Consider the following 25,372-nt stretch of genomic DNA (forward strand, 5'->3'; position numbering starts at 1 on the left):
GTCGGATCTCTTGCACGCGAGCTCCACGGAACAGCCACGGAACCTGGCCCTCTAAGGAATGTCGAGCCTCACATAAGGAACCCTGCTTCCCAGAGGATGGGAGCAGGGTTCTCGCAGGTCAACGCCTACTTGAGGAGCTGGCGGGCCATCACCATGCGCTGGATCTGGTTGGTGCCCTCGTAGATCTGGGTGATCTTGGCGTCGCGCATCATGCGTTCCACCGGGAAGTCCTTCGTGTACCCGTACCCGCCCAAAAGCTGCACCGCATCTGTGGTGATCTCCATGGCGGCGTCCGAGGCGGCGCACTTGGCGGCGCTCGACAGGAACGTCAGGTCCTTCTGCGGCTGTCCGTGCATCGCCAGCTCGCTCTTGGCGGCGGCGCGGTACGTCAGCTGCCTGGCCGCCTCCAGCTTCATCGCCATGTCGGCGATCATGAACTGCAGGCCCTGGAAGTCGCCGATCGGACGGCCGAACTGCTTGCGCTCCTTGACGTAGCCGATCGCGTAGTCGAGGGCGCCCTGGGCGATGCCCAGCGCCTGGGCGGCGATGGTGACGCGGGTGTGGTCGAGGGTGGCGAGGGCCGTCTTGAAGCCGGTGCCTGGCTCGCCGATCATGCGGGACGCCGGGATGCGCACGTTCTCCAGGATCACCTGGCGGGTGGGCGAAGCCTTGATGCCGAGCTTCTTCTCCTTCGGCCCGAAGGAGACGCCTTCGTCGGACTTCTCCACCACGAAGGCGGAGATGCCCCGGGCGCCGGCGGACGGGTCGGTCACGGCCATCAGCGTGTAGTACTCGGAGACGCCGGCGTTGGTGATCCACATCTTGGTGCCGTTGAGCACGTAGTGGTCGCCGTCGAGGACGGCGCGGGTCTTCATGGCGGCGGCGTCGGAGCCCGCCTCCGGCTCGGACAGCGCGTACGAGAACATGGCCTCGCCCCTCGCCACCGGCGCGAGGTAACGCTGCTTGAGCTCCTCGGACGCCGAGAGCAGGAGCGGCACGGTGCCCAGCTTGTTCACGGCCGGGATGAGCGAGGACGACGCGCAGGCCCGCGCGACCTCCTCGATGACGATCACCGCGGCCAGCGCGTCCGCCCCGGCGCCCCCGTACTCCTCGGGAACGTGGACGGCGTGCAGGTCGGCGGCGACGAGGGCCTTGTAGACGTCCCAGGGGAACTCTTCGGACTCGTCGGCCGCCGCGGCCTGCGGCGCGATCTTCTCGTCGGCCAGGGCGCGGACCGTCTCCCTGAGCATGTCGTGCTCTTCGGCGGGCGCATAGAGAGGGAAGCTCATGCATAGATACTAGGACGTCCGAGCACTTTGTTACCAGCTAGTACGGTTTGCGAACAGACGCAGGTGGCACGAAGGAGGTAGCGAAGGCCGGTAGCATGCCTGGCGATCGAAAGGAGCTCGCTCGTGCCATATCGCCTCACGGTGATCGGGACCGGATACCTGGGCATCACGCATGCGGCCTGCATGGCGGATCTCGGATTCGAAGTCCTTGGCCTCGACATTGACGCGGACAAGATCCGCCGGCTGAACGACGGTGAGCTCCCCATCCACGAGCCCGGGCTGGAACCCGTGCTCCGCCGTGGGCTCGACTCCGGGCGTCTTCGCTTCACCAGCTCCTACGAAGAGGTCGCCGCCTTCGGCGACGTGCACTTCGTCTGCGTCGGCACGCCGCAGAAGAAGGGCGAGTACGCCGCGGACGTGTCGTACATGGACAGCGCCATCGAGTCGCTCGCGCCGCTTCTCGACCGCGAGTGCCTGGTCGTCGGCAAGTCCACCGTGCCGGTCGGCACCGCCGAGCGCATGGCCGACAAGCTCGCCCGCCTGTCGCCGGCGGGCGTGGGCGTCGAGCTGGCCTGGAACCCCGAGTTCCTGCGCGAGGGCTTCGCGGTGGAGGACACCCTGCACCCCGACCGCATCGTGCTCGGCGTGCGCTCGGAGCGGGCCGAGAAGGTGCTGCGCGACGTGTACGCGCCGCTCGGGGACGTCCCGTTCGTGGTGACCGACTTCGCGACGTCGGAGCTGGTCAAGACGGCGGCCAACGCCTTCCTGGCCACCAAGATCTCCTTCATCAACGCCATGGCCGAGGTCTGCGAGGCCGCGCACGCCGACGTCAAGCAGCTGTCCGAGGCGCTGTCGTACGACGACCGCATCGGCGGGCGCTTCCTCAACGCCGGGCTCGGCTTCGGCGGCGGCTGCCTGCCCAAGGACATCAGGGCCTTCATGGCACGGGCCGGCGAGCTGGGCGCCGACCAGGCGCTGACGTTCCTGCGCGAGGTCGACGCGATCAACATGCGCCGCCGCGCCCGCATGGTCGACCTGGCCCGGGAGCTGGCGGGCGGCTCGTTCCACGGGTGCACGGTCGGCGTGCTGGGCGCGGCCTTCAAGCCGAACTCGGACGACATTCGCGACTCCCCCGCCCTGGACGTCGCCGTGACGATCGGCCACCAGGGCGGACAGGTCACCGTCTACGACCCGATCGCGCTCGACAACGCTCGCAAGGCTCACCCGGAGCTGAACTACGGCGAGTCGGCCGTCGAGGCGGTCCGCGGGGCGCACGTGGTGCTGCTGCTGACGGAGTGGAAAGAGTTCCTGGAGCTCGATCCGGAGGAGCTGGGCGCGGTGGTCGCGACCCGGCGCATCGTCGACGGCCGCAACGCGCTCAACTCCGAGGTGTGGCGCTCGGCCGGCTGGCACTACCGGGCGCTCGGCCGCCCGTGACCTCCGCGCGGCGCCTTCCCGAACGCCCGGGACCCCTCAGCACGGGGAACCGGGCGCCCGGGTAAGTCCGTTCTGCCCCTGGACGGCCCTGAGTTGCCTGCTCAGAGCTCCGCGGCCTCCGCGCGCAGCTTCTCACCCTTGGCGTACGCCTGCTCCTTGAGACGCCCCTGGAACTCCTCCATGCGCTCGCGCAGCCCGGCGTCTGAGGCCCCGAGGATGCGGACGGCCAGCAGCCCCGCGTTGCGCGCGCCCCCGACCGCCACCGTGGCCACCGGCACCCCGGCCGGCATCTGGACGATCGACAGCAGGGAGTCCATCCCGTCGAGGTACTTCAGCGGCACCGGCACCCCGATCACCGGCAGCGGCGTCACCGAGGCCAGCATGCCGGGCAGGTGCGCCGCCCCGCCGGCCCCCGCGATGATCACCCGGATGCCGCGGGAGGCCGCCTGCCGGCCGTACTCGATCATCTCGACCGGCATGCGGTGGGCCGAGACGACGTCGGCCTCGAACGGCACCCCGAACTCCGCCACGGCCTCGGCCGCGGCCTTCATCACGGGCCAGTCGGAATCCGACCCCATGACGATCCCGATTCGAGCTGTCACGTGTACTCCCCGGTCATGAGGTAGACGGCGGCGTGGCGGGCGCGGGCGCGGACCTTGTCGAGATCGGCGCCCAGGGCCGTGACGTGCCCGATCTTGCGGCCCGGACGCACTTCCTTGCCGTAGAAGTGCAGCTTGATGCCGGGGTCGTGGGCCAGCACGTGCTCGTAGCGCTTGAACAGGTCGGGGTCGTCGCCGCCCAGCAGGTTGGCCATGACGACGACCGGGGCGGTCATCGCGGGCGAGCCGAGCGGCAGGTCGAGCACGGCCCGCAGGTGCTGCTCGAACTGGGACGTGGTGGAGCCTTCGATCGTCCAGTGGCCGCTGTTGTGGGGGCGCATGGCCAGCTCGTTCACCACGAGCCCGCCGGCGGTCTGGAACAGCTCCACCGCCAGCAGCCCGGTCACGCCCAGCTCGTGGGCGATCTTCAGGCCGATGCGCTGGGCGACGGCGGCGTCCTCGGGGTCCATGCCGGGGGCGGGGGCGAGCACCTCGACGCAGATGCCGTCCTGCTGCACGGTCTCCACGACCGGGTAGCTGACGCCCTGCCCGTGGGGCGAGCGGGCCACCAGCACCGCGAGCTCCCGCTCGAACGGCACGAAAGCCTCAGCCATCAGCTCGACGCCGGTGGCGAACGCCTCGGCCACGTCGTCGGGGGTGCGGCAGACCCACACGCCGCGCCCGTCGTAGCCGCCGCGCACCGACTTCAGCACGACCGGCCAGCCGTGCTCGTCGGCGAACGCCGCGGCGTCCGCCGCCGAGGCGACCCTGGCCCAGGCCGGGCAGGGCACGCCGATCGCGGTCAGCCGTTCGCGCATGACGGCTTTGTCCTGTGCGTGCACGAGCGCGTCGGCGCCCGGGTGGACGGCGTGGCCGTCGGCGATCAGGGCCCTGATGTGCTCGGTCGGCACGTGCTCGTGGTCGAACGTGATCGCGTCGCAGCCCTGGGCGAAGGCCCGCAGGTCGGCCAGGTCGCGGTAGTCTCCGACCTGGGTGTCGACGATCACTCGTGCGGCGCTCTCCCCGGGGGCGGCGGCCAGCACCCGCAGCTCGACCCCGAGCGCGATGGCCGGCGGCTGCGTCATCCGGGCGAGCTGACCGGCGCCGACGATGCCGACGACCGGCCCGATGGGACTGTAGGAACTCACGTGAGGTGAGCTTACCGGGACGGAACGACTACCTCGCCGTTGTCAACTCGCCCGCCCCCGGCGCAGCCCGAGCGTCCTGATCCGGTTGCCCGTGCCGACGAGGCCGGCCATCACCACCAGATCCGTGCGCCCGCCCTCGTACGTGAGCCGCACCGCGTCGAACACCAGGACGGACCCGGCGGCCACCGGGATCGCGAGGGTACGCGTGCCGAACAGCTCGACGTCGGCCCGGTTCGCGGTGACGTCCTTGAGCAGCCCGCGCAGCGGGTCCCCCGGCGGGAAGCGCACGCCCGCCACCCCGGCCGGGTCGGTGAGGTACGTCAGGTGCCGCTGCGGCACCAGCCGGGCCTGCCTGACCAGCGACGACGGCGCCTCGGCGGCCTCCCGCGCCGGCTCGCCGGGCACCGGGACCGGCCCCGCGCCCAGCCGCCAGCGGCCGTCCTCCAGGAAGAACAGGTAGTACGCGGGCGAGGGCTCGCGGGCCAGCGCGGCGAACCAGTCGCCCGCGTCCGGCAGCAGGTAGACGGGGTCGGCTGGACGGGCTGGACGGCCGTTCCGGGTCGCCTCGCAGGCACGGCCGTCCAGCGTCCGCTCCGCCCACGTGGTCAGCTCCCGTACGGCGGCGCAGTCCCGCCGCTGCCAGGCCTCGTCGAGCTGCCTGAGCAGCGAGAACGCCTGCTCGGCGGTCGCCGGGTCGACCCGTGGCGCGGCTGCCGGGGCAGGCGTGCGGTCCTCCTGGAGCACCGGGGCGCCGCCGGTCGCGCCACAGCCCGCGGTGAGCAGGGCCAGGACCAACGCGAGCAGTCGAAGCGGCACAGGTGGCTCCCGGGAGGGCGGCCGTCTGGAGCGGCAGGTCCGACATCGCGGGCGGGCCCGCGATCTGAACGGCAGCGTAATGCCGATCTTTCAGAAATGCCGCCCATAAGGCGATATTTCTAGAAGTGGTCTTTGCGGGGCATGTTCGGCCCCCTGACACCGGCCGTACGACATCGCCGGTACGCTGAGGTGGTCAGTCTCGCCGAGGGGAAGGACCGAGCGCGGACGTGGAGTTTGCCAAGCGCCTCTACCAGCGGTTCGAGTCCCTGGTTCACGAACTGGCGAAATTCGGGAGCATCGGGGCCGTCGCCTTTCTGCTCGACACGGGTGTCTACAACCTCTTCCTGCTCGGCTTCGAGTGGGGCCCCCTCACCTCCAAGGTGCTCGCCACCACGATCTCGGCGACCTTCGCGTACCTGGGCAACCGCTTCTGGACCTTCCGCCACCGCGAGCAGAGCGGCCTCGGCCGCGAATACTTCCTGTTCTTCCTGCTCAACGGCGTCGCCCTGCTCTTCGGCCTGCTGGTGATCGGCTTCACCAAGTACACCCTCCACCTGCACGACGGCCTGAGCCTGAACATCGCCAACTTCGCCGGCGTCGGCCTCGGCACGCTGTTCCGCTACTGGTCGTACAAGAAGTGGGTGTTCCTGGAGGCCACCGAGCCGATCCCGGTGGAGCTGCCGGAGCTCAGGCAGGACCGCTGACCACGCGGTTCCTGCTGTCCTCCTCGGCCGGGCGCAGGAAGATGGCGAACGTCGCCGGCCGGCGGCGCACCAGTTCCAGCCGTCCGCCGTCGGCGGCGGCCAGCGCGCGGGCGAGGGTGAGCCCGAGGCCGGTGCCTCCGCCGCCGCTGACGTTGCGTTCGAAGATCTTGGGTGCGATCTCGTCGGCGATGCCGGGGCCCTCGTCGGCGACCTCGATCACGATGTAGTTGTCGCCGCAGGTGCTGGTGACGGTGACCGTGCCGCCGCCGTGGCGCAGGGAGTTCTCCAGCAGCGAGGCGATGACCTGGCCGAAGCCGCCGGTGGTGGCCATCGCCTTCAGGCCGCGGGTGCCGTCGAGGTGCAGCGTGCGGCCCGCCTCGCGGAAGACCGGCTCCCACTCGGTGATCTGCTGGATCAGCACCTCGTCGATGGCGACGGGCTCGGCCTGGGCGTGGCGCTGGCGACGGGCCGCCGCGAGCAGCTCGTCGATCACCGCGGTCAGGCGCTCGGCCTGCACGATGGCCGCCTCGCCCTCCTCGCGGACGACCTCCGGCTCGTTCGAGGCGGCGACGATCTCCTCCAGGCGCATGGTCAGGCCGGTCAGGGGCGTGCGGAGCTGATGGGAGGCGTCGGTGGCGAACTCGCGTTCGCGGGTGAGCAGGTCGGAGATGCGGGTGGCGCTGCGGTCGAGCACCTGGGCCACGCGGTCCAGCTCGGGGATGCCGTAGCGGTGCTTGCTCGGCCGCGCGTCGCCCGACCCCAGCCGCTCGGCGATCTTCGCCAGGTCCTGCAGGGGCAGCGTCAGTCTGCGTGACTGTACGACGGCCAGGCTCACGGCCACCGCGAGCGCCGCGACGGCCAGCGCCACGATCAGCAGCAGCCTGGCCCGGACGTCGCGCTCGACCTGATCCCGGTCACGACTTATCCGGACGTAGACACCGGTGTTGGTCTGGGCGTCCTCGGTCATCAGGTGACCCGACGCCGGCGCCGTGCCGACGACGGTCACCCGCAGAGGGGTTCCGCGTTCCCAGATCTGGATGTACCTGCCCGGGTACTTCTGTTCCAGTTGTTGCGGGTCGAGCGGGGTCTCCTGGACCCGGGCGTACTCGACCTCGCCCACGAGACGCTTGGCTTCCGCCCCGAGCTCCTGAGCCGCCTCGTCGACGATCAGACGGCTGACCACGACGCCCAGGGGGACCCCCAGCAACAGGACCGCGATGACCGCGACGACCAGTGTGGAGGAGAGCAGTCGACGGCGCATGCGCCTACTCGCGTTCGAACCGGAAGCCGACTCCCCGGACCGTCGTGATGTATCGGGGCTTGGCGGCATCGTCGCCGAGTTTGCGGCGCAGCCAGGAGATGTGCATGTCGAGGGTCTTGGTCGAACCCCACCAGTTGGTGTCCCACACCTCGCGCATGATCTGCTCCCGGGTGACGACCTTGCCGGCGTCGCGGACCAGGACCCGCAGCAGGTCGAACTCCTTGGTCGTCAGGTGCAGCTCCTTCTCCCCCATCCAGGCGCGGCGGGAGTCGGCGTCGATGCGGACCCCCTGCACGACCGGGGTCTCGGAGGTGCCGCGCCGCAGCAGCGCGCGCACCCGGGCCAGCAGCTCGGCCAGCCGGAACGGCTTGGTCACGTAGTCGTCGGCGCCGGCGTCGAGGCCGACGACGGTGTCCACCTCGTCCACGCGGGCCGTGAGTATCAGAACCGGGGTGCCGTGCCCCTCGGCACGGATCCGGCGCGCGACCTCAAGACCGTCCATCTCTGGCAGCCCGAGGTCGAGAACGATGAGGTCGATGCCGCCCGACAGGGCCCTCTCCAGGGCCTGCGGGCCGTCGGGGCTCACCTCTACCTGATAGCCCTCGCGGCGTAGCGCACGCGCGAGTGGCTCGGAGATCGAGGTGTCATCCTCGGCGAGAAGTACGCAGGTCATGAAGCGATCGTAGGACCTTAGGCGATCGTTTCCCGGGCACAGCGCGCGGTTTGACTTGTCGTTGACCTATCCATTGACCTGGGCAAACGAAGCTAAATAAGGGTTAGTCGTGATTAAATTACCGCGATTATCGAGGGGAAAACACAAAGCGCTCCAGGCTTTCCCATCACACCACGTACGCCCGCATCCGCGGGACGCGTCGCGCCCGGCGCGGCGCCCGGAGCGTGATACCCCGATCCGGGCGCCGGAATGCCTGGAACGTGCCGTTCAGAGCCAGCTCGACCGGACGGACGCCGCCGGACCGCCGGCCGGGGCGGTGCCGAGCTCGCCGGCGCGCACCCGGTCGAGCAGGCGGCGGACCGTGTCGACGATCTCGGGGGCGGTCTCCCGCAGGCTCGCCGCGTCGCCCGCGCCGACCTCGGCGGGATCGACTCCCGACTGCCGCAGCACGCCGTCGAGGTCGGCCAGCCGCTCCCCCAGCCACTTCAGCGGCTCGGCCGACAGCTCCTCGTCGAACACCCGCCGGTCGGGCTCCCAGCCGCTGGAGCCCGGGTGGTGGTGCGTACGGTCGAAGCTGCCCGGCGTGCCGTCGACCGACTCCAGCAGGTCGACCCGCCAGATGAGCTGATCGACGACGATCGGACGGGCCGAGTAGATCGACCCCTTGAGCTCGCCCGGCGCGAGCCTGCGGATCTCCAGGCGCACGCCGTGCTCGGCGCCCTCCTGGTGCTCACCCGGGTCGGGGTCGACGAAGTACAGGTCGCCGACGGCCACGCCGATGCGCTCGAAGCCGAAGAGATAGAGCATGGAGACCACTCCCTCACAGGTGTCCTGGGCTCGCCTCCCCCAGTATCCGTCAGTGGGCGGCGAGCGGCCCGAAGACGACGGCCCCGCCGCCCGGGCGGGCGGCGGGGCCGGAGAGATCAGGGGGGCTCTAGTCGTCGACGGAGTGGGGCTCGGCGTAGCGGGCGAGGTAGAGCTGCTCGCCCAGGCTGCGCATCAGGCCCAGCTCGGTCTCCAGGTAGTCGATGTGCTCCTCCTCGTCCTCAAGGATGTCCTCGAAGATGCGGGCGGAGGTGATGTCGCCCTTCTCCCTCATGAGCTGGATCGCCGGGCGCAGCCGTTCGACCACTGCCAGCTCGACCTCAAGGTCGGCCTTGAGCTGCTCCTCGACGGTCTGGCCGATGTGCAGCGTGCCCAGGCGCTGGTAGTTGGGCAGCCCTTCGAGGAACAGGATGCGGTCGGTCAGCCGTTCGGCGTGGCGCATCTCCTCGAAGGACTCGTCGCGCGTGTGCTTGGCCAGCTTGGTGTATCCCCAGTTCTCCTGCATCTTCGCGTGCAGGAAGTACTGGTTGATCGCCGTGAGCTCGGCGGTCAGCTGTTCGTTGAGGAGTTCGATGATCTGCTTGTCGCCCTGCATGAACGGGCCCCTCGTCACGGTGCGGCTATGCGGTCGTCAGTTCTTCAGACTGCTTCAGGATCGCACAGATCTTCCGTACACAACGGGCACAGTCCCCACCGGCCCCAGTGGTGTCGCGAATCTGCTTCGCGCTCTTCGCCCCGGAGGCGATGCAGTCGTGGACCTCGTTCTCGGTCACAGCACGACAAATGCATACATACATCCGGGGACAGGCCTCTCAAGCGAGCAGGAAGGGGACGCCTTTAGGTTAGGCACACCTAAGATAGCTCACTTCGGTAAGGCTTGCCTATGTTAGAGGCGTCACATTCACCTGACCCCGCAGGTCAGTGGCCTCTCGCCCGCCACTCCTCCAGGTGCGGCGCCTCCGCCCCGATGGACGTGGAGTCGCCGTGACCCGTGTGCACGACCGTCTCCGGCGGCAGGGACAGCAGCCGCCCGGCGATCGACTCGATGATCGTGTCGAACGACGAGTACGACCGCCCGGTCGCCCCCGGGCCGCCCTTGAAGAGCGTGTCGCCGCTGAACAGCACGCCCGCGTCGGGCGCGTGCAGGCAGACCGCGCCCGGCGAGTGGCCCGGCGTGTGCAGCACCTCCAGGGCCACCCCGCCCACCGAGATCTTCTCGCCGTCGGCCAGCGGCGTGTACGCCACCTCCGGCCCGTACACCTGCTCCCAGAGCACCTGGTCGGCCGGGTGCAGCAGGATCGGCGCGCCGGTCAGCTCGGCCAGCCGGGCGGCGGCGTTGACGTGGTCGTTGTGGGCGTGGGTGCACACGATGGCCTTGACCCGGCGGCCGCCGGCCCGCGCGGCGATGGCGTCGGCGTCGTGCGCGGCGTCGATGATCACGACCTCGCGCGCGTCGCCGACCAGCCAGACGTTGTTGTCGACCTCCCAGGTGCCGCCGTCGAGCGAGAACGTGCCGGAGGTGATGACGCGGTCGATCATCAGAGCACCACCACCGAGCGCAGCACCTCGCCGCGGTGCATCTTCGCGAACGCCTCCTCGACCTGGTCGAGCCCGATCGTCTCGGTGACGAACCGGTCGAGCGGCAGCCGGTTCTGCAGGAACAGGTCGATCAGCATCGGGAAGTCCCGCGAGGGCAGGCAGTCGCCGTACCAGGACGACTTCAGCGCGCCGCCGCGGCCGAACACGTCGAGCAGCGGCAGCTCCAGCCGCATCTCCGGCGTCGGCACGCCCACCAGGACGACCGTGCCGGCCAGGTCGCGGGCGTGGAACGCCTGCTCGTACGTCTCAGGCCGGCCGACCGCATCGATCACCACGTCCGCGCCGAACCCGCCGGTCAGGTCGCGGATCGCCTCGACCGGGTCGCTCTCCCGCGAGTTGACCGTGTGCGTCGCGCCGAACCCGCGGGCCCACTCCAGCTTGCGGTCGTCGACGTCGACGGCGATGATCCGGGACGCCCCGGCCAGCGACGCCCCGAGGACAGCCGCGTCGCCGACGCCGCCGCAGCCGATCACGGCCACGCTGTCGCCGCGCGTCACGCCGCCGGTGTTGATCGCCGCGCCGATGCCGGCCATCACGCCGCAGCCCAGCAGGCCCGCGACCTGGGCCGGCGCCTCGGCCGACACCTTGGTGCACTGGCCGGCGGCCACCAGCGTCTTCTCCAGGAACGCGCCGATGCCGAGCGCGGGCGACAGCTCGGTGCCGTCCTTGAGCGTCATCTTCTGGGTGGCGTTGTGGGTGGCGAAGCAGTACCACGGCCGGCCGCGCAGGCAGGCGCGGCACTGGCCGCACACCGCGCGCCAGTTGAGGATCACGAAGTCGCCGGGCGCCAGCCCGGTGACGCCCTCGCCGACGGCCTCGACCGTGCCCGCGGCCTCGTGGCCCAGCAGGAAGGGGAAGTCGTCGTTGATCCCGCCCTCGCGATAGTGCAGGTCGGTGTGGCAGACCCCGCAGGCCTGCACGTTCACCACCGCCTCGCCCGGCCCGGGGTCGGGGACGACCACCGTCTCCAGCGAAACTTCCTGGCCCTTACCGCGGGCGATCACGCCCTGCACTTCGTACGGCATGGCAGCCATCTTGTGTCAGGAGGATGATCTCCGCAAGACATAGGGCTGGACCACGCCGAGGCCTCTTGCCGGCCGTCTCCTGATCTTGTGGACCTCGATCCCGTCCGGCGCCGCGGCCAGGCCCTCGGCCAGCTCGGAGTCGACCAGGATCGTGCCCGGCCGGGCGATGGCCGTGAGCCGGGCGGCCAGGTTGACGGTGGTGCCGAACACGTCGCCCATCATGGGCACGACCGGCCCGTACGCCATGCCGATGCGCAACTCCAGGCTGTCGGCGAGGTCGAGGGCGATCGCGGCGGCCTGGGCCGGCGCGGGCGCGGTGAACAGCACCTCGTCGCCGAGCGTCTTGACCAGCCGCGCGCCGTGCGCGGCCACCACGTCGGCGGCGCGCGACTCGAAGCCCTCGACCAGCGAGGCCAGCGCCCGCTCGTCCAGCTCGCGCGAGCGGCGGGTGAAGGAGACCAGGTCGGCGAAGCCCACGGCGATCGACACGCGGGCCGGCCCCCGCTCGTCCTGGTCGTCGGCGACGGCCAGCAGGCGGGTGCCGGCGGCGGCGAGCTGGGCCCGCCAGACGTGCACCAGCAGGTGCTCGAAGTCGGGCAGCAGCGCCTTGGCGGTGTCGAGGACGCCGTTGAGGTCGGCGTCGGTGCGCGCGTCCTGGATCACCGTGCCGATCACGATCTCGGCCTGCCACTGCGCCAGCCTGGCGGTGGTCTGGCCGAGCGCGCGGGCCATGCGGATGACGGCCTGCTCGTCGAGCAGGCCGCCGTCGAGCAGGCTGCGCACCCGGCGCAGCGCGTCCACGTCGGCGTCGCTGAACGCCACGGCGTCGTCGGGGAACTGGGCGAAGCCGAGCGCCCGCCAGATGCGCTGGGCGAGCTCCTGCGACACCCCGGCCCCGGCCGCGACCTGCGCGCGGGTGTGGCGGGCCGGCATGCCGACGAGCGTGCGCTCGATCTGCTCGGCGGTCGGCCTGCCGGGCGGTTGGGTGGCGTTCACGATCAGCAGGCTACGCCAACCTCAGCGGCCGTCGATCTCTCCGTCGGACGCGTCCTCGACCAGCTTGAACAGGTCCATGCGGACGTCCTGGATGCGCGGGATGTCGCGCAGGACGATCTGGCCGCGCTCGCCCGCGGACTCGACGGTCAGCGTGCCGCAGCCGAGCATGCGCTCCATGAACGTCTGGTCGGAGCTGACGGTGTTGACCTTGGCCATCGGGATCTCGTCGGTGGACTTGTTGAGCACGCCCACGCTGATCGTGAACCGGTGGGTCGTCAGGACGTACCCGGTGTTCTTCCACTGCAGGTAGGGCACGAACGAGAAGATCGTCAGCAGGATCACGGCGATGACGACGACGGCGATCCTGCCGTAGGAGGTGACGCTCTCCCCCCACGTGGTGGGGAAGAAGTAGAGGGCCGCACCCGCTGCCGCGGCGATGAGGATCAGCGCGAAGAACGGGCCGACGAGGCGCTTCCAGTGGGGATGGAAGGATCGGACGCGCTGCTCACCCTGCGTCAGATGGTGGTCGGGAAGGGTCATGCCGCACATGCTGCCACCAACCCGGCCGAGCGGCTACGCCCCGGCTCAACGGGCGGCCCGCACGTGCACGACGTCTCCGGCGCCCAGCGTGTAGCGCTCGCCGCCGGACTCGACCTGGAGGTGGCCGGAGCCGTCGATGCCGGTCGCCCGCCCGGTCAGCACCTGCTCGCCCGGCAGCTCCACCCGGACGTCGCGGCCGACCGTGGCGCTGGCGGCGAGGTAGGCGGCGCGCAGCCCGGCGGCCTCGGCGTCGCCGCCGGCCGCCTCCCACTCGCGGTAGTGGCCCTCGACCTCGCGCAGCACGGCCCGCAGCAGCGGGTCGCGGTCGACGCAGGCCGCCTCCTCGATGGCCAGGGACGTGGCCGTCTCGACCGGGGCCTCCTCCGCGCGCAGGGAGACGTTGAGCCCCATGCCGATGACGACGGCGTCGTCGACCCGCTCGGCCAGCACTCCGGCCAGCTTGCGCTCGCCCACCAGCAGGTCGTTGGGCCACTTCAGGCGCACGTCGACCTCGGCCAGCCGGCGCACGGCCGAGGCGGCGGCCACGCCGTACAGCAGCGGCAGCCACCCCTGGGCCGGCACCGGCGCCGTGGGCCTGAGCAGGACGGAGAACGTCAGCCCGGACCGCGGCGGCGCCGACCAGGCGCGGTCGAGCCGGCCCCGGCCGGCGACCTGCGACTCGGCCACCAGCACCCGGCCCTGCTCGGCCCCGGCCTGGGCGGCCAGGGCGAGGTCGGCGTTGGTCGAGCCGGTGGTCTCGACGACGGTGACGCCCGTCCACAGGGCGCCGGGACGCACGAGCGCGCGGTTGAGCGCGGCCTCCGAGAGCGGCGGACGGTCGAGGTCGGAGTAGCGCGAGGAGGCCATCCCCCTATCTTGGCCGAACTCGCGCCGAGGTCGTCGCACCGCACCGGCTGGTCTCGAAGTCCGCATGAGGGGTAAAGATGGGGGGATGAGCAGACGTCCTGACCCTCGCAACTGGGCTTCGTGGCGGCCCTTCGGCCTCGGGTTGCGCAAGCCGAACAACTACCTGGAGCTGTGGAAGGCGTTCAGGTCGGTCAAGGGGAACAGGCGTTACGCCTGGCGCATACTCAACCAGGGCACCTGCGACGGCTGCGCGCTCGGCACGCACGGCATGCGCGACTGGACGATGGACGAGATCCACCTGTGCAACATCAGGTTGCGCCTGCTGCCGCTCAACACCATGCCCGCGCTCGACGTGTCGCTGCTGCGCGACGTCTCCGGGCTGGCCGGGCGGAAGAGCGCGGAGCTGCGGGAGCTGGGGCGGCTGCCGTACCCGATGCTGCGGCGGGCCGGCGAGCCCGGCTTCACCCGCCTCACGTGGGACGAGGCGCTGCGGGTGGCGGCCGAGCGGCTGCGCGGCGCGCGCTTCGGCACGTACCTGACCAGCCGCGGGGTGCCCAACGAGAACTACTACGCGGCGCAGAAGGCGGTGCGGGCGCTCGGCACGAACAACGTCGACAACGCCGCCCGCATCTGCCACTCGCCCTCGACGGTCGCGCTCAAGCAGACCATCGGCGCGGCGGCCACGACCTGCTCCTACACCGACTGGATCGGCTCGGACCTGATCGTCTTCATCGGCTCGAACCCGTCGAACAACCAGCCGGTCGCGATGAAGTACCTCTACCACGCCAAGAAGGCCGGCACCCGGATCGCCATGGTCAACGCCTACCGCGAGCCGGGCATGGACAAGTACTGGGTGCCCTCCAACGCCGAGTCCGCGCTGTTCGGCACGAAGATCACCGACGAGTTCTTCGGCGTGAACGTCGGCGGCGACATCGGCTTCCTCAACGGCGTGCTCAAGCACCTCATCGAGAACGACTGGGTGGACAAGGCGTTCGTGACCGGGCGCACGTCCGGGTTCGAGGAGGCGCGCAAGGCCGTCGAGGGCCAGTCGTGGGCCGAGCTCGAAGCGCTCTCGGGGGCGACCAAGGAGCAGATGTTCCGGCTGGCCGAGCTGCTCGGCCGGGCGCGGTCGGCGGTGCTGGTCTGGTCGATGGGCATCACCCAGCACGCCTACGGGGAGGACAACGTCCGGGCGATCGTCAACCTGGCGCTCGCGCGCGGCTTCCTCGGGCGCGACAAGTGCGGGCTGATGCCGATCCGGGGGCACAGCGGGGTGCAGGGCGGGGCCGAGATGGGCGCGTACGCGACCGGCTTCCCCGGCGGCCTGCCGATCACCTCCGCCAACGCCGCCAAGTTCACCGACCTGTGGGGCTTCCAGGTGCCCGACACGGCCGGGCTGACCGCGACCGACATGATCGACGCGGCCCACCGGGGCGAGCTCGACGCGCTCGTCTCCTCCGGCGGCAACTTCCTGGAGGTGCTGCCCGACCCGGCCTACTGCCGCGAGGCGCTGTCCAGGCTGGGGCTGCGGGTGCACATCGACATCGTGCTGTCCTCGCAGATGCTCGTCCCGGGCGAGGGCGACGTGCTGCTGCTGCCCGCCCAGACGCGCTACGAGATGGTCGGCGGCGTGACCGAGACCTCCACCGAGCGGCGGATCATCTTCTCGCCCGAGGTCGAGGGGCCGCGCGTGGGCGAGGCGTGGCCGGAGTGGAAGATCTTCTCCGAGCTGGCCGCCCGTACCCGTCCGGAGATCGCCGACCATGTGCGGTTCACCGGCACTCCGCAGATCCGTGCGGAGATCGAGCAGGTCGTGCCGTTCTACCAGGGCATCTCCGGGTTGCGGAAGTTCGGGGACAACGTCCAGTACGGCGGCCGCCACCTCTTCGCCGACGGCCGCTTCCAGACGCCCGACGGGCTGGCCGTCTTCTCCGTGGTCGAGCCGCCCGCCCTTGAGCGTCCCGACGGCACGTTCAAGGTCGCGACCAGGCGCGGCAAGCAGTTCAACAGCATGGTCCACGAGCGGCTCGACGGCTTCAACGGCGCGGCGCGCGAGGCCGTGCTGATGAGCCCGTACGACGCCGACCGGCTCGGGCTGGCCGACGGCGCCCCGGTCGAGCTGCGCGCGGGCGAGCGCTCCTACCAGGGCAAGGTGCTGCGCGCCCCGCTGATGCCGGGCAACCTGCAGATCCACTGGCCGGAGGGGAACGTCCTGCTCGACGAGGCCCGGCGCTCGCCGCAGGCGCGCATCCCCGACTACAACGCGGTCGTCACCGTGCGGCCGCTGTGAAGGCGCGCCCCGGGCCCACCACCCGCATCCGCATCCGGGAGCTGGCCGGGTCCGGCGCCCGAGACCGGCGCGACGACCTGGCCACGGAGGAGCCGCTGGAGATCCGCCTCATCGGCGGCGACGGCGCCCGCAGGACGGTCGCCATCACCATGCGCACCCCCGGGCACGACTTCGAGCTGGCCGCCGGGTTCCTGAGCGGCGAGGGCCTGGCCGGGCCGGACGACATCGCGGCCATCGCGTACTGCACCGACGACGACCTGCCGCCCGAGGCCCGCTACAACACCGTCACCGTCCGCCTGCACGGGCCGGTGCCCGACCTGCCCGCGCTCGACCGGCACTTCCTCACTTCCAGCGCGTGCGGCGTCTGCGGCTCGGCCGGCCTCGACGCGCTGCACGGCCGGTGCAAGCCGATCCCCAGGGGCTCGCTCGAACTCACCCCCGAGGTCCTCTACGGCCTTCCCGGCGCGCTGCGCGCGGCCCAGGGCGTGTTCGGCAAGACCGGCGGGCTGCACGCGGCGGGCCTGTTCTCGGCGACGGGCACGCTGCTGGCCTTGCGCGAGGACGTCGGCCGGCACAACGCCGTGGACAAGCTGGTCGGCTGGGCGGCGCTGGCGGACCGGCTGCCGCTGGCCGAGCACGTGCTCATGGTCAGCGGCAGGGCCAGCTACGAGATCATGCAGAAGGCGCTGGCGGCCGGCGTCCCGGCGGTCTGCGCGGTGTCGGCGCCCTCGTCCCTGGCCGTCGATCTGGCCAGGGAGTTCGGGCTGACGCTGGTGGGGTTCCTGCGCGGCGAGCGCTGCAACGTCTACGCCGGGCAGGAGCGGGTCGTCACGTCCTAGTCGGCGGCAGGGCTGTCCATCTCATCCTGGGGTTCCTACGCGATGACGGAACCCCAGGATGATCACGGCGGCTCGTGTCCCGGTTGGATGTGCCTTGTGAGGGCTATTCGCAGGTGACGGGGTACACGCCTTCGGCGGATGGCTTGTTGTGGTTCAGCACCTCAAGCCGGACCACGCCGGAGGTCTTCGTGTCCCGGTGCCAGTGGGAGGCCTGCACCTGAAGGTAGCCGCCGCTGTTGGTCTTGTACGTGGCCGGCTCCATCGGCTTGCCGTCGACGACCCAGCGCCAGGTGATCTCGGTGTCCGGCGCGGCGCGGAAGGCGCCGTGAGCGGTCACGTACGGGGCCTCGGCGCAGTCGCCGAAGTAGTGGACCGGCTGGAACTCGCTGATCCGCACCGTCCCCGGCGACGAGTCCACCGGCACGCAGGTCACCGTGTACGGCTTCTCCTTGACCGGCTTGTTGTGGTTCAGCACCTCAAGACGGATGACGCCGGTGCCGGAGGCCTTGGGGTTGATGTAGAAGAAGTCGCCGATCGACTGGGCCCTGCCGGGCTTGGCGTCCTGCGTCCTGACCGGGCCGGGCTTGCCGTCCACGACGACGCGGTACCGGACGTCGGCGTCGCGGTCGGTGGTGATCCGGGCGTCCACCCGCAGGCCGATGGAGCCGGTGCAGTCGCCCCGGTAGACGGGCGTCAGGACGTAGGGGATGGCCAGCTTGGCCGGGTCGGGGTCGGCCGTGCAGGACAGGGCGAACGTGCGCTCGGCGGCCTGGGCCGCGCCGGGCTGGGTGGTCAGGGCCAGCTTGTGGGAGCCGGTCTTCGACTGGTCGAGGCTCCAGGCGGCGGTGACGTCCTGCGACCTGGGCTGGGTGCCGGCCGGGAAGCTGACGGTCTGGTGCTGCCACTCGGCGCCGTCGAGGGTCCACCAGTAGCCGACGCTGGCGGCCGGGCCCGCCGGGAGGGTGATGCGGCCGGTGGCCTGGTAGGCGATCGGCTCGTCGCAGTAACCTGCGTAGTCGCCGGGCGTCAGGGCGCTGATCGCCGCCTGCGGCTGCTGCGCCGGGGGCTGCGTGGTCGTGGTCGGCGTGGGCGTCGAGGAGATCGTCGGCGTCGGGGTGGGCGTGTTGGTCGGGGTGGTGGTCGGCTTGGGGTCCGGCGTGACGCGGCAGGTCACCTCGTACGACGCCCGCGCGGAGTCGTGGCCGCCGGCGTTGAGGATGCGTACCGACCGCCAGCCCGAGGTGGAGGTGCCCACGGACAGCGGCAGCGTGACCTGCCTGCTGCGCGGGGCGCCGGCGGCGAAGTACAGCGACTCCACCCTGCCCTCGCCCGTGGCGCTGTCGATCCACTGGTAGCCGACCTTGGCGGGGGTGCGCGAGACCTGGATGGTCGCGGTGAAGGTCACGGTGGCCGGGCAGCGGCCGTCCTGGCGGGCCGGGCTCGCCTGCACGCTCGCGGCGGCCTCCAGCGGCCTGTCCGGCTGCGCGGGCAGCGGGTTGACCACGTCGTACCGCTGCGGGGCTCCGGCGCAGGCGACGCGGAAGCGGGCCTTGGCCGACAGTCCGCGCCGGCCGAGCACCTCGACGGCCTGCCAGCCGGTCGTGTCGCGGTCGAAGGTCTGGCGGTCCCTCACGACGACCTTGCGCGCGCCGTCGACGCGGAAGCTCCTGATGGCGCTCTTGCTGCGGTCACCGCGTACCCAGCGGTACCGCACGATGCCCTTGCCCTTGGCGGCCACCGTGGCGGAGAAGGCCACGGTCGTGGGGCACTCGCCCGCCTGACCGGCGGGGACGGCCCTGACCCTGGTCACCGAGGTCGCCGGGGCGGTGGCAGCCAGGGCCGGAGGAGCGGCCAGCAGGCTGCCGAGCATCACCGTGCCCAGCAGCAAGGCTGTCCTTTTCATGAGGGGGTCCCTTTCTGCGCTGTCAAAGCCCCCATGCTGCTCAGTGATCCTTGGAAGTCACTTGGAGCCCTCTTGTGACGCTCGTGGAATGAAGCGTTCCGTTCTGCTATAGTTGGAACAGAACAAGCCGTTCCGCTTCTTCGGTCGAGAGGACCCCTCATGAGCATCCGCCCGTTCCGCATCGAGATCTCCCAGGCCGACCTCGACGACCTGCGCGCCCGGCTCGCGCTGACCCGCTTCGCCGACGAGATCCCCGGCGCCGACCAGGGCGTGGGCGTCGAGCGGGTCAAGCGCCTGGTGGCCCACTGGCAGACCGGCTTCGACTGGCGCGCCCAGGAGGCCAGGCTCAACGCCCACCCGCAGTTCACCACGGAGATCGACGGGCAGAACATCCACTTCATCCACGTACGCTCCGACAACCCCGACGCCCTGCCGCTGATCCTCACCCACGGCTGGCCCGGCACCGTCGCCGAGTACCTCGCCGCGATCGAGCCGCTGTCGCGCCGCTTCCACGTGGTCGTCCCGTCGCTGCCCGGCTTCGGCTTCTCCGGCCCGACCAAGGAGCTCGGCTGGAACAACCGGCGCATCGCCGGGGCCTGGGCCGAGCTGATGGCCCGCCTCGGCTACGAGCGCTACGGCGCCGTCGGCAACGACGGCGGCTCGATGATCTCCCCCGAGCTGGGCCGGATCGACGCCGAGCACGTCGTCGGCGTGCACGTCACCCAGCTGTTCTCCTTCCCCTCCGGCGACCCGGCCGAGTTCGCCGGGCTGAGCGAGGAGGACCAGGCGGGGCTGGCCGTGCTCGACTGGTTCTGGAAGGAGAAGGGCGCGTTCAACGTCCTGCAGTCGCAGCAGCCGCAGACGCTCGCGCACGCCCTCGCCGACTCCCCCGCCGGGCTCGTCGGCTGGCTCGCCCAGCTCTTCGACGAGGACCTGGACGACGACTTCGTGCTGACCAACGCCTCGATCCACTGGTTCACCGGCACCGCCGGCTCGGCGCTGCGGCTCTACTGGGAGAACGCCCGCATGGAGCAGCCGCAGGAGCCGACGACCACCCCGACCGCGCTGGCCATGGCCGAGGGCGACTTCGCGTCGATCCGCCGCTTCGCCGAGCGCGACCACCACGGCATCGTCTCGTGGAAGACCCTGCCCGCCCCCGCCCACGGCCACTACACAGCCCACACCGCCACGGAGGCGCTCACCTCCGACATCACGGCCTTCTTCGACAGCCTGCGCTGATTCCCCGCGCTTTCGGACGGCCCGGCCCCCCCGCCGGGCCGTCCGCGCGTGTGCTCAGCCGGTGTTCTGCAGGCCGGCGGCCACGCCGTTGACCGACAGCAGCAGCAGCGTGGACAGCCGCTCGCGCTCCTGCTCCGACAGGTCCTCGGTGCGCATCGCGCGCAGCGCCCGCAGCTGCAGGTGCGACAGCGCGTCGACGTACGGGTCGCGCAGCTGCACGGCCCGCGAGAGCACCTTGCGGTTCTCCAGCAGCCGCGTGTGGCCGGTCACCCGGAGCACCAGCTCGCGGGTGCGGTCGTACTCCTCCAGCACCTGGCGGGCGAAGTCGTCCCGGCCGCCGAGTGCGAGGTAGCGCTTGGCGATCGACCGGTCGGTCTTGGCCAGCGACATCTCGGCGTTGTCCAGCATCGCGTTGAACAGCGGCCACTCGGCGTAGGCCGCGCGCAGCTCGTCGAGGGAGCCGACGGCGGCCAGGCCGGTGCCCAGGCCGTACCAGCCGGGCAGGTTGACGCGGGTCTGGGCCCAGGCGAACACCCACGGGATGGCCCGCAGGTCGTCCAGCGAGCGCGGCGCGCCCAGGCCGCGGCGGGCCGGACGTGAGCCGAGCCGCAGCGAGCCGATCTCCTCCAGCGGGCTGACCAGCGCGAACCACTCGGGGAACCCGGGGGCCTCGGTGAGCGCCCGGTAGGCCTCCTCCGAGGCCGTGGCCACCTGCCGGGCCAGGCCGCGGAACCGCTCGGCGGCGGCCGCCGTACGGGCGCCGACCGTGGGCGAGGAGGCCAGCAGCACGGCGTTGGTGACCTGCTCCAGATGGCGGCGGGCGATGGCGATGTGCCCGTAACGAGCGAAGATGACCTCGCCCTGCTCGGTGACCTTGAAGCGGCCCGCGACCGAGCCGGGCGCCTGCGCCAGCACCGCCCGGTTGGCCGGGCCGCCGCCGCGGCCGAGCGCGCCGCCGCGGCCGTGGAACATGCGCAGCTTGACGTCGTGCTCGTGGGCCCACACGGTCAGCTCCTCCTGCGCCTCGTACAGGCGGAGGGTGGCGGCCGCCGGGCCCAGCTCCTTGGCCGAGTCGGAGTAGCCGAGCATGATCTCCATGCGGCGGCCGGTCGCGGCCAGGCGGTCCTGGATCTGCGGGATCTCCAGCATGCCGCTCAGCACGGCCGGCGAGTTCGCCAGGTCCTGGCCGGACTCGAACAGCGGCACCACGTCGAGCACCGGCGCCCGGTCGCCCAGGGCGTGCCCGGCCAGCTCGTAGACGGCCGCGATGTCGTCGGCCGAACGGGTGAAGGAGACCACGTAGCGGGAGCAGGCCGTGACGCCGAACCGCTCCTGGATCCAGGCGATCACCCGGATCGTGGCCAGCACCTCCTCGGTGCGCTCCGACAGCTCGCCGCCGGCCCTGATCTCCTCCAGGGCGGCCGCGTGCACCTGCGAGTGCTGGCGCACCTCCAGCTCGGCCAGGTGGAAGCCGAACGTCTCGACCTGCCAGAGGAGGTGCTGCAGCTCCCCGTACGCCTGCCGCGGCGCGCTGCGCGCCAGCGACTCCTGCACCAGGCGCAGGTCGGCCAGCAGCTCGGCGGGCGCGCGGTAGGCGAGGTCGAGGTCGCGGCGGCGGGTGGCGGCGATGCGGGCGGCCACGTACAGCAGCCACTGGCGGTGCGGCTCGCGCGGCGAGCGGGTGGCCAGCTCGGAGACCAGCTCGGGATGCGCGTCGATGGCCGCGGCCAGCGCGCCCTTCAGCTCGGCCGAGCTGGGCGAGAACTGGGCGGAGGCGGTCAGCGTGCGGGCGATGCGCGTGCAGGCCGTCTCCAGGGCGGTCAGCACGTGCTCGGACTGGATCTGGATCGTGTCGCGGGTGACCTTGGCGGTGACGTTGGGGTTGCCGTCGCGGTCGCCGCCGATCCAGCTCCCGTAGCGGATGAAGGGCCTGGCCAGCGGCGGACGGGTGCCGGTGCCCGCGTCGAGCGCCGCGTCGAGCGAGCGGTAGACCTGGGGCACCATGCGGAACAGCGTCTCGTCGAAGGCGGCCATGGCGGTGCGCACCTCGTCGAGCGGGTCGAGCTTGGTGGAGCGCAGCTGGGCCGTCCGCCACAGCAGGTCGATCTCCTCCAGCAGGCGGCGCCTGCTCTCGGCGCGCTCCGACGCGCCGCGGCCGGGCGCGTTGTACTCGGTGAGCTGGCCGCTGATGCGCTGGATGGCGGTGACGACCGCGCGCCTGCGCGCCTCGGTGGGGTGCGCGGTCAGCACCGGGTGCAGCTCCAGCCCCTGCAACAGCTCGCTCACGCGCTCCTCGCCGAGCTCGTGGACGGCCTGCGCCAGCGACTCCCGCTGCACCCTCCCCTCGGCGTCGCGCTCGCGCAGCGTGCGGATCCGGTAGTGCTCCTCGGCCAGGTTCGCCAGGTGGAAGTAGCAGGTGAACGCGCGGGCGACCGCGACCGCCCGCTCGATCTCCCATCCGGCGACCATTTCGGTGATCTCGTCGGCGGAAATCTCGCCTCTGCGCGCCGCGATGACGGCTTTGCGCAACCGTTCGACGTCGGCCAGCAGGTCTTCGCCACCTTGTTCGGCGATCACCTGGCCGAGCAGCTTGCCGAGCATGCGCACGTCGTGGCGCAGCTCGTCCGGCATCTCGGTCACGGCGGCACTACGACGCTCGAGCCCCTGGTCAATCATGCTTCGAAGGGTATCGACTCGCTTTCTGCGACCGCATGGCGGTCTCGCCCATTGGACTAGACCACTCCCTAGCTGGGCTTGGACACCGCCGCCAGCAACTCCGGAAGACGGGGGAAGCCGATCTTGCCGGCCAGGCGTCTGCCGAGGATCTCGATCAGCAGGCCGTAGAAGGGCGCGAGCACCGACACCCACGTCAGCCCGAACGCCAGCGGCAGCACGATCGGCAGCGACATCAGCGCGATCCCCAGCATCGCCCCGATCGACGAGGCGAACGCCTGGCCGCCCTGGCCGGGCGCGGCGCCGCTGAAGGCGTTCATCCGCTCGGGCAGCGTGTACGGGATCGTCACGCTGGTCACCGAGCCGACCCCGAGCCCGACGCCGAGCGCCCCCAGCCCGGTCAGGAACGCCGGCACGACGGCCCCCTGGCTGCCGGTGAGAAACGCCGTCGCGACCGCCACGAGCACCAGCAGCGGCGCGGCGACCAGGCAGTTGGCCAGGTGGCGGCCCGCCAGGTCGCGGCGCAGGTCCTCCTCCGAGCCGAAGGCCACGGCGTTCATCCACAGGGAACGCCCGTCGATGCCGAACGCGTTGCCCGACTGCAACGAGATCATCAGCGCGCCCATGCCGGTGATCAGCACCGGCAGCACCGGCCCCGCCTGCCCTTCGGTGCTGTTGTTCAGCGAGAACGCCAGGACGACGGTCACCACGACCGAGGAGAACCAGCCCACGCGGAACCTCGGCTCGCGCCTGATGTACTTCAGCTCCTTGGTCACCACGGCCGCCAGCGGCCCGTCGGGCAGCAGCCGGTCGGCCAGACCGCGCTCCCGGCGAACGGAGGCCGCCTGCGTCGAGGCGTCCGGCGAGACCAGGGCACGGCCGAGCGCCTTGATCCACAGCCAGGCGACCACCACGACCAGCACCGCGACGACGGCCAGCTCCGCCACGCCGACCAGGCCGCCGTCGGCCATGGCGTGCGCGGCCATGCCCGGCGGCGTCCAGCGCAGGACGCCGGCCAGCCGGTGGAGGATCGCGGCGGGGTCGCCGAGCCCGCGGTTCATCAGCAGGTTGGGCAGCTGCGCCAGCAGCACCACGAACAGGGCGGCCACGGCCAGCACGTCCCGCCCGCGCCGGCTGCGCAGCGCCCCGGACAGCGAGGTGGTGATCAGCCGCGAGGTGACCACGCAGAGCGCGAACTGCAGCAGCACCGCGGGCACGCCGAGCAGCACGCCCCCGATGCCCGTGGGCAGCCCGACCAGCGCGCCGGCCGTGATGATCAGCATCGCCAGCGGCCAGGCGCCCGTCGCGGACGCGGTGAACAGCCCGACGGCCAGCTCGCGCGTACGCAGCGGGAACAGCGACAGCCGCGCCGGGTCGAGCGTGTCGTCGAGCCCGAACGCCAGCAGCGGCACGATCATCCAGCTCACCAGGAAGAACGCGAACGCGACGATCACCAGCTCGGCGGCGGCGTCGGAGGGCGCCAGCCTGAGCAGGCTCATCAGCAGGAACCCGAGCACGGCCAGGCCGGCCGCGGCGAGCAGGGTGAAGACGAATCCGAGCTTGCGCTGCACGTCGCCGCGCAGGTTGCCGGCCATCAGGCGCAGCTTGAGCCGCGCGAACAGCGCGGCCGTCGCCATGGGCGACCCCGTGACGGCGGACGCCCCGGCGGCTCTTTCCGAAGCGGCCCCGGCGACGCTCCCCGGCGCCTTCCCGGCCGTGCTCACGGCGTGTCCTGGGGCGCGGCAGCGGCCGGAGGCGCGGCAGACGTTGCGGTCGGGGGCGCGGTCGGGGGCGCGGTCGGGGACATGGCAGGGGGCGTGGCGGGGGGTGCGGTCGGGGGCTGGTCGCCGTGGCGGGCGCCGAGCCAGCTCAGCCCGGCCTGGCCGTGGGCGCGGGAGCCGCCGCCGACCAGCCGCATGAACGCCTCGTTGAGGCTGGAGCCGCCGCGCACCTGCTCCAGCGGCCCCTGGGCGACGATGTGGCCGCCGCTCATCACCGACACCCAGTCGCACAGCCGCTCGACGAGGTCCATGACGTGGCTGGAGAAGATGACCGTCGAGCCGGAGGCGGTGAAGCGCCGCAGCACCTCGGTCAGGGTGTTGGAGCTGACCGGGTCGACCCCTTCGAACGGCTCGTCGAGGAAGAGCACGGACGGGTTGTGCAGCAGCGCCGCGGCCAGCCCGATCTTCTTGCGCATGCCGGTGGAGTAGTCGACGACGAGCTTGTCGGCGGCCCCGGTGAGGTCCATCACGTCGAGCAGCTCGCCCGTGCGCTGCTCGACGTCGGCCTTGGGGATGCCGCGCAGCCGGCCGTTGTAGAGCAGCAGCTCGCGGCCCGACAGCCGCTCGAACAGCCGCAGCCCCTCGGGCAGCACGCCGATGCGCGCCTTGACGGCGACCGGGTCGCGCCAGACGTCGAACCCGTCGATCGCGGCCTGGCCGCCGTCGGGCCGCAGCAGGCCCGTGATCATGCTCAGCGTGGTCGTCTTGCCGGCCCCGTTGGGACCGACCAGACCCGCGAAGCTGCCCGCCGGGACCACGAGGTCGACCCCGGCCACCGCGACCTGGGCGCCGTAGCGCTTGTACAGGCCGTGGGAGCGAACCGCATCCGTCATGGATCCACTCTAGGAGGACGGGTTAGCCTAACGCG

At 71.5% G+C, this 25,372-nt stretch carries 23 protein-coding genes; 5 read left to right on the plus strand and 18 right to left on the minus strand.

Translation table 11 applies throughout. From position 1 onward, the window contains the following. Positions 1 to 125 precede the first annotated feature (125 nt). Entirely contained in the window at positions 126 to 1,289 is a 1,164-nt protein-coding gene (locus ACIBQ8_RS20225) for an acyl-CoA dehydrogenase family protein (protein WP_352321609.1), read from the minus strand. A gap of 123 nt (positions 1,290 to 1,412) precedes the next feature. On the opposite strand from ACIBQ8_RS20225, the gene ACIBQ8_RS20230 reads away from it, so the two are divergent. Continuing rightward, positions 1,413 to 2,726: a UDP-glucose dehydrogenase family protein gene (locus ACIBQ8_RS20230; RefSeq protein ID WP_397170324.1), complete on the plus strand. Its 1,314-nt coding sequence runs from the start codon at positions 1,413 to 1,415 to the stop codon at positions 2,724 to 2,726. A gap of 101 nt (positions 2,727 to 2,827) precedes the next feature. Here the strand turns inward: ACIBQ8_RS20230 and purE are convergent, their stop codons facing one another. The 3 genes from purE to ACIBQ8_RS20245 are packed head-to-tail and all read right to left on the minus strand — an operon-like array spanning position 2,828 to position 5,289. Further along, positions 2,828 to 3,304: a 5-(carboxyamino)imidazole ribonucleotide mutase gene (purE, locus tag ACIBQ8_RS20235; RefSeq protein WP_357702729.1), complete on the minus strand. Its 477-nt coding sequence runs from the start codon at positions 3,302 to 3,304 to the stop codon at positions 2,828 to 2,830. Positions 3,305 to 3,324: 20 nt separating this feature from the next. Further along, positions 3,325 to 4,473: a 5-(carboxyamino)imidazole ribonucleotide synthase gene (locus tag ACIBQ8_RS20240; RefSeq protein WP_397170326.1), complete on the minus strand. Its 1,149-nt coding sequence runs from the start codon at positions 4,471 to 4,473 to the stop codon at positions 3,325 to 3,327. Positions 4,474 to 4,515: 42 nt separating this feature from the next. Next, positions 4,516 to 5,289 carry a hypothetical protein gene (locus ACIBQ8_RS20245; protein ID WP_397192684.1) on the minus strand — a complete coding sequence of 258 codons (774 nt, stop codon included), beginning with the start codon at positions 5,287 to 5,289 and terminating at the stop codon, positions 4,516 to 4,518. Between the two features lie 227 nt (positions 5,290 to 5,516). On the opposite strand from ACIBQ8_RS20245, the gene ACIBQ8_RS20250 reads away from it, so the two are divergent. Beyond that, positions 5,517 to 5,993, plus strand: coding sequence for a GtrA family protein (locus tag ACIBQ8_RS20250; protein WP_397170330.1), 477 nt, complete (start codon positions 5,517 to 5,519; stop codon positions 5,991 to 5,993). Here the strand turns inward: ACIBQ8_RS20250 and ACIBQ8_RS20255 are convergent. From ACIBQ8_RS20255 to ACIBQ8_RS20300, 10 genes are all read right to left on the minus strand, one after another. Beyond that, positions 5,977 to 7,254, minus strand: a complete 1,278-nt coding sequence (locus ACIBQ8_RS20255; protein ID WP_352361812.1) for an ATP-binding protein — start codon at positions 7,252 to 7,254, stop codon at positions 5,977 to 5,979. The genes ACIBQ8_RS20250 and ACIBQ8_RS20255 overlap by 17 nt on opposite strands. A 4-nt stretch (positions 7,255 to 7,258) precedes the next feature. Further along, positions 7,259 to 7,927 (minus strand): response regulator transcription factor, encoded by a 669-nt coding sequence (locus ACIBQ8_RS20260; protein WP_043620820.1) that lies wholly within the window; start codon positions 7,925 to 7,927, stop codon positions 7,259 to 7,261. Between the two features lie 267 nt (positions 7,928 to 8,194). Next, on the minus strand, positions 8,195 to 8,734 hold the full coding sequence (locus ACIBQ8_RS20265; RefSeq protein ID WP_397170332.1) for a hypothetical protein: 540 nt from the start codon (positions 8,732 to 8,734) through the stop codon (positions 8,195 to 8,197). 127 nt (positions 8,735 to 8,861) lie between these two features. Further along, complete coding sequence (gene bfr, locus ACIBQ8_RS20270) at positions 8,862 to 9,347, minus strand: bacterioferritin (protein WP_357970057.1); 486 nt, start codon at positions 9,345 to 9,347, stop codon at positions 8,862 to 8,864. Positions 9,348 to 9,372: 25 nt separating this feature from the next. Beyond that, positions 9,373 to 9,549 carry a bacterioferritin-associated ferredoxin gene (locus ACIBQ8_RS20275; RefSeq protein WP_125632481.1) on the minus strand — a complete coding sequence of 59 codons (177 nt, stop codon included), beginning with the start codon at positions 9,547 to 9,549 and terminating at the stop codon, positions 9,373 to 9,375. 121 nt (positions 9,550 to 9,670) lie between these two features. After that, positions 9,671 to 10,291: an MBL fold metallo-hydrolase gene (locus ACIBQ8_RS20280; protein WP_397170334.1), complete on the minus strand. Its 621-nt coding sequence runs from the start codon at positions 10,289 to 10,291 to the stop codon at positions 9,671 to 9,673. Beyond that, positions 10,291 to 11,376 carry an S-(hydroxymethyl)mycothiol dehydrogenase gene (locus ACIBQ8_RS20285; protein WP_397192685.1) on the minus strand — a complete coding sequence of 362 codons (1,086 nt, stop codon included), beginning with the start codon at positions 11,374 to 11,376 and terminating at the stop codon, positions 10,291 to 10,293. The genes ACIBQ8_RS20280 and ACIBQ8_RS20285 overlap by 1 nt, the downstream gene beginning before the upstream one ends. Before the next feature lie 15 nt (positions 11,377 to 11,391). Then, complete coding sequence (locus ACIBQ8_RS20290) at positions 11,392 to 12,372, minus strand: adenylate/guanylate cyclase domain-containing protein (protein WP_397192686.1); 981 nt, start codon at positions 12,370 to 12,372, stop codon at positions 11,392 to 11,394. 21 nt (positions 12,373 to 12,393) lie between these two features. Next, complete coding sequence (locus ACIBQ8_RS20295; protein ID WP_397170340.1) at positions 12,394 to 12,912, minus strand: PH domain-containing protein; 519 nt, start codon at positions 12,910 to 12,912, stop codon at positions 12,394 to 12,396. 45 nt (positions 12,913 to 12,957) lie between these two features. Next, positions 12,958 to 13,779, minus strand: a complete 822-nt coding sequence (locus tag ACIBQ8_RS20300) for a biotin--[acetyl-CoA-carboxylase] ligase (RefSeq protein ID WP_397170341.1) — start codon at positions 13,777 to 13,779, stop codon at positions 12,958 to 12,960. Positions 13,780 to 13,864: 85 nt separating this feature from the next. Here ACIBQ8_RS20300 and ACIBQ8_RS20305 point away from each other — a divergent pair, with 85 nt between their 5' ends. Together ACIBQ8_RS20305 and fdhD are read left to right on the plus strand one after the other, a co-directional pair. Next, positions 13,865 to 16,069, plus strand: a complete 2,205-nt coding sequence (locus ACIBQ8_RS20305; protein WP_397170343.1) for an FdhF/YdeP family oxidoreductase — start codon at positions 13,865 to 13,867, stop codon at positions 16,067 to 16,069. Then, complete coding sequence (gene fdhD / locus ACIBQ8_RS20310; protein WP_397192687.1) at positions 16,066 to 16,908, plus strand: formate dehydrogenase accessory sulfurtransferase FdhD; 843 nt, start codon at positions 16,066 to 16,068, stop codon at positions 16,906 to 16,908. The genes ACIBQ8_RS20305 and fdhD overlap by 4 nt, the downstream gene beginning before the upstream one ends. A 103-nt stretch (positions 16,909 to 17,011) precedes the next feature. On the opposite strand, the gene ACIBQ8_RS20315 is transcribed toward fdhD, so the two are convergent. After that, positions 17,012 to 18,811: a hypothetical protein gene (locus ACIBQ8_RS20315; protein ID WP_397170346.1), complete on the minus strand. Its 1,800-nt coding sequence runs from the start codon at positions 18,809 to 18,811 to the stop codon at positions 17,012 to 17,014. Positions 18,812 to 18,970: 159 nt separating this feature from the next. On the opposite strand from ACIBQ8_RS20315, the gene ACIBQ8_RS20320 reads away from it, so the two are divergent. Further along, positions 18,971 to 20,050: an epoxide hydrolase family protein gene (locus ACIBQ8_RS20320; RefSeq protein WP_397170348.1), complete on the plus strand. Its 1,080-nt coding sequence runs from the start codon at positions 18,971 to 18,973 to the stop codon at positions 20,048 to 20,050. A 54-nt stretch (positions 20,051 to 20,104) separates the two neighbouring features. On the opposite strand, the gene ACIBQ8_RS20325 is transcribed toward ACIBQ8_RS20320, so the two are convergent. The 3 genes from ACIBQ8_RS20325 to ACIBQ8_RS20335 form a co-directional block, all read right to left on the minus strand. After that, positions 20,105 to 22,726, minus strand: coding sequence for a phosphoenolpyruvate carboxylase (locus tag ACIBQ8_RS20325; RefSeq protein WP_397192688.1), 2,622 nt, complete (start codon positions 22,724 to 22,726; stop codon positions 20,105 to 20,107). Positions 22,727 to 22,794: 68 nt separating this feature from the next. After that, a complete protein-coding gene (locus ACIBQ8_RS20330; protein ID WP_397192689.1) occupies positions 22,795 to 24,447 on the minus strand; it encodes a hypothetical protein in 1,653 nt (550 codons plus the stop codon). Further along, on the minus strand, positions 24,444 to 25,337 hold the full coding sequence (locus tag ACIBQ8_RS20335; protein WP_397192690.1) for an ABC transporter ATP-binding protein: 894 nt from the start codon (positions 25,335 to 25,337) through the stop codon (positions 24,444 to 24,446). The genes ACIBQ8_RS20330 and ACIBQ8_RS20335 overlap by 4 nt, the downstream gene beginning before the upstream one ends. Positions 25,338 to 25,372 lie beyond the last annotated feature (35 nt).

This window comes from Nonomuraea sp. NPDC049646 (assembly GCF_044465525.1).
In the GTDB taxonomy this organism is placed as follows: Bacteria; Actinomycetota; Actinomycetes; order Streptosporangiales; family Streptosporangiaceae; genus Nonomuraea.